This window comes from Aliiglaciecola lipolytica, assembly GCF_018860635.1.
Taxonomy (GTDB): domain Bacteria; phylum Pseudomonadota; class Gammaproteobacteria; order Enterobacterales; family Alteromonadaceae; genus Aliiglaciecola; species Aliiglaciecola lipolytica_A.
This window is the reverse complement of sequence record NZ_JAHKPT010000015.1, coordinates 1-3,688: the sequence shown is the minus strand read 5'-3', so window position 1 is coordinate 3,688 and position 3,688 is coordinate 1. Positions and strand designations below refer to the sequence as shown.

Annotated in this window: 2 rRNA genes; both read left to right on the top strand. The window is 49.6% G+C overall.

The features are described 5' to 3' along the window. Positions 1–20 precede the first annotated feature (20 nt). A 23S ribosomal RNA gene (locus KO530_RS06565) occupies positions 21–2,900 on the top strand. A gap of 229 nt (positions 2,901–3,129) precedes the next feature. Then, positions 3,130–3,245: ribosomal RNA gene (rrf, locus tag KO530_RS06560) — 5S ribosomal RNA — on the top strand. The last annotated feature ends 443 nt before the right edge of the window (positions 3,246–3,688 follow it).

Sequence of the window (3,688 nt, the reverse complement as noted above, 5' to 3'; positions counted from 1 at the left end):
GAAGGTATTTGGGGTTGTATGGTTAAGTGACTAAGCGTATACGGTGGATGCCTAGGCAGTTAGAGGCGATGAAGGACGTGTAAGTCTGCGAAAAGCTGTGGTGAGTTGACAAAACGCATTTGAGCCACAGATGTCCGAATGGGGGAACCCAGTGCATTTATGCACTATCTGCAACTGAATACATAGGTTGTAGAGGCAAACGAGGGGAACTGAAACATCTAAGTACCCTTAGGAAAAGAAATCAATTGAGATTCCCCTAGTAGCGGCGAGCGAACGGGGAGCAGCCGAGTAATTATGACGTAGTGGAATGTGTTGGAAAGCACAACGGTACAGGGTGATAGTCCCGTACACTAAGCGTTATTTTTGCCATATTAAGTAGGTCGGGACACGTGTTATCCTGACTGAAGATGGGGGGACCATCCTCCAAGGCTAAATACTCCTAACTGACCGATAGTGAACCAGTACCGTGAGGGAAAGGCGAAAAGAACCCCTGTGAGGGGAGTGAAATAGAACCTGAAACCGTATACGTACAAGCAGTGGGAGCAGACTTGTTCTGTGACTGCGTACCTTTTGTATAATGGGTCAGCGACTTATATTTTGTAGCAAGGTTAACCGTTTAGGGAAGCCGTAGTGAAAGCGAGGGTTAACTGCCCGTTTAGTTGCAAGGTATAGACCCGAAACCCGGTGATCTAGCCATGGGCAGGTTGAAGGTTGAGTAACATCAACTGGAGGACCGAACCCACTGACGTTGAAAAGTCAGGGGATGACCTGTGGCTGGGGGTGAAAGGCCAATCAAACCGGGAGATAGCTGGTTCTCCCCGAAAGCTATTTAGGTAGCGCCTCGGACGAACACCATTGGGGGTAGAGCACTGTTAAGGCTAGGGGGTCATCCCGACTTACCAACCCTTTGCAAACTCCGAATACCAATGAGTGATATCCGGGAGACACACGGCGGGTGCTAACGTCCGTCGTGAAGAGGGAAACAACCCAGACCGCCAGCTAAGGTCCCAAAATATTGCTAAGTGGGAAACGATGTGGGAAGGCTAAGACAGCTAGGAGGTTGGCTTAGAAGCAGCCACCCTTTAAAGAAAGCGTAATAGCTCACTAGTCGAGTCGGCCTGCGCGGAAGATGTAACGGGGCTAAGCAATATACCGAAGCTGCGGATGTTTACTTTGTAAACATGGTAGGGGAGCGTTGTGTAAGTGGCTGAAGGTAAGCTGTGAGGCTTGCTGGACATATCACAAGTGCGAATGCTGACATGAGTAACGATAATGGGGGTGAAAAACCCCCACGCCGGAAGACCAAGGTTTCCTGTCCCATGCTAATCAGGGCAGGGTAAGTCGGCCCCTAAGGCGAGGCAGAGATGCGTAGTCGATGGGAAACGGATTAATATTTCCGTACTTGGTATATCAGTGAAGGGGGGACGGAGAAGGCTAGGCAAGCTTGGTGTTGGTTATCCAAGTGAAAGTGCGTAGGGCGTTGAATTAGGTAAATCCGGTTCAACACTAACCTGAGACACGAGACGAGTCACCAAGGTGACGAAGTTGTTGATGCCATGCTTCCAGGAAAATCCTCTAAACTTATGGTATATCGAACCGTACCCCAAACCGACACAGGTGGTCAGGTAGAGAATACTAAGGCGCTTGAGAGAACTCGGGTGAAGGAACTCGGCAAAATCGTACCGTAACTTCGGGAGAAGGTACGCCCTTGTTTGTGATGGAACTTGCTTCCTAAGCGAACGAGGGCCGCAGTGAAAAGGTGGCTGGAACTGTTTATTAAAAACACAGCACTGTGCTAAATCGAAAGATGACGTATACGGTGTGACGCCTGCCCGGTGCCGGAAGGTTAATTGATGGGGTTAGCGCAAGCGAAGCTCTTGATCGAAGCCCCGGTAAACGGCGGCCGTAACTATAACGGTCCTAAGGTAGCGAAATTCCTTGTCGGGTAAGTTCCGACCTGCACGAATGGCGTAATCATGGCCACGCTGTCTCCACCCGAGACTCAGTGAAATTGAAATCGCAGTGAAGATGCTGTGTACCCGCACCTAGACGGAAAGACCCCGTGAACCTTTACTACAGCTTGGCACTGAACATTGAATCTACATGTGTAGAATAGGTGGGAGGCTTTGAAGCACAGTCGCTAGATTGTGTGGAGCCGCCTTTGAAATACCACCCTTGTATATTTGATGTTCTAACATTGGTCCCTTATCGGGATTGTGGACAGTGTCTGGTGGGTAGTTTGACTGGGGCGGTCTCCTCCCAAAGAGTAACGGAGGAGCACGAAGGTTAGCTAATCACGGTCGGACATCGTGAGGTTAGTGCAATGGCATAAGCTAGCTTAACTGCGAGACAGACACGTCGAGCAGGTACGAAAGTAGGTCATAGTGATCCGGTGGTTCTGTATGGAAGGGCCATCGCTCAACGGATAAAAGGTACTCCGGGGATAACAGGCTGATACCGCCCAAGAGTTCATATCGACGGCGGTGTTTGGCACCTCGATGTCGGCTCATCACATCCTGGGGCTGAAGTCGGTCCCAAGGGTATGGCTGTTCGCCATTTAAAGTGGTACGCGAGCTGGGTTTAGAACGTCGTGAGACAGTTCGGTCCCTATCTGGTGTGGGCGTTGGATGATTGAGGGGAGCTGCTCCTAGTACGAGAGGACCGGAGTGGACGAACCGCTGGTGTTCGGGTTGTCATGCCAATGGCATTGCCCGGTAGCTACGTTCGGAATCGATAACCGCTGAAAGCATCTAAGCGGGAAGCGAGCCCCAAGATGAGTCATCCCTGACAGTTTAACTGTCCTAAAGGGTTGTTGAAGACTACGACGTAGATAGGCAGGATGTGGAAGCGTTGTGAGGCGTTAAGCTAACCTGTACTAATTGCCCGTGAGGCTTAACCATACAACGCCCAAATGTCTTCGTAAGAAGCATGGTGTTGTAAGAGTGACAAGACAACACAAAATTAGCTCGATAGAGCACAGAGTACGCACACTCTTTGATTACACAGCTTCCAAGTTTGTTAAAAACGACATGTTTATTAACAAGGTGAGGACATACCTAAACGAATATAGGTAATGATAGTCACCTTGCGCAAATGTCATCTTGAAAAGATGAGTTTGCACGATTTATGTCTGGCGACCTTAGCGACACGGTACCACCTGATCCCATCTCGAACTCAGAAGTGAAACGTGTTAGCGGCGATGGTAGTGTGGGGTTTCCCCATGTGAGAGTAGCACATCGCCAGACTCCCATTAGAAGAAAGGCTACCTATTTAGGTAGCCTTTTTTTATGCCTGCGATTTACCTAACGAAGCACCTTTATGAGCATCGAGATAGGTAGCATTCCTTCTAAGCGCTGCCGCGCAACAACACCCCAAGAGAAACCATACCCATCAAGTGTTATGCAATACCTGACGATGTAATAAAACGCTAGGTGTTAACCGTCCCTGGTGCTTCGTCCAGCCTCGCATCCATGCGAGTCGTTCAGTCGGCTAACGTTGCTGCGCAACTAAGAACAGCCTCCTTCACCCCCATGCGAGAGTAAAGAAACGCGCAAAGCTGGGCGGAACGGGACTCCCATTTAGAGAAAGGGCTATCCGAAAGGGTAGCCCTTTTTTGCATGTGTACACTTTAAAACTTAAGCGGATATCTCAATCACAGTTGGATAGCCCTTACTCTAAGCGCTGCCGC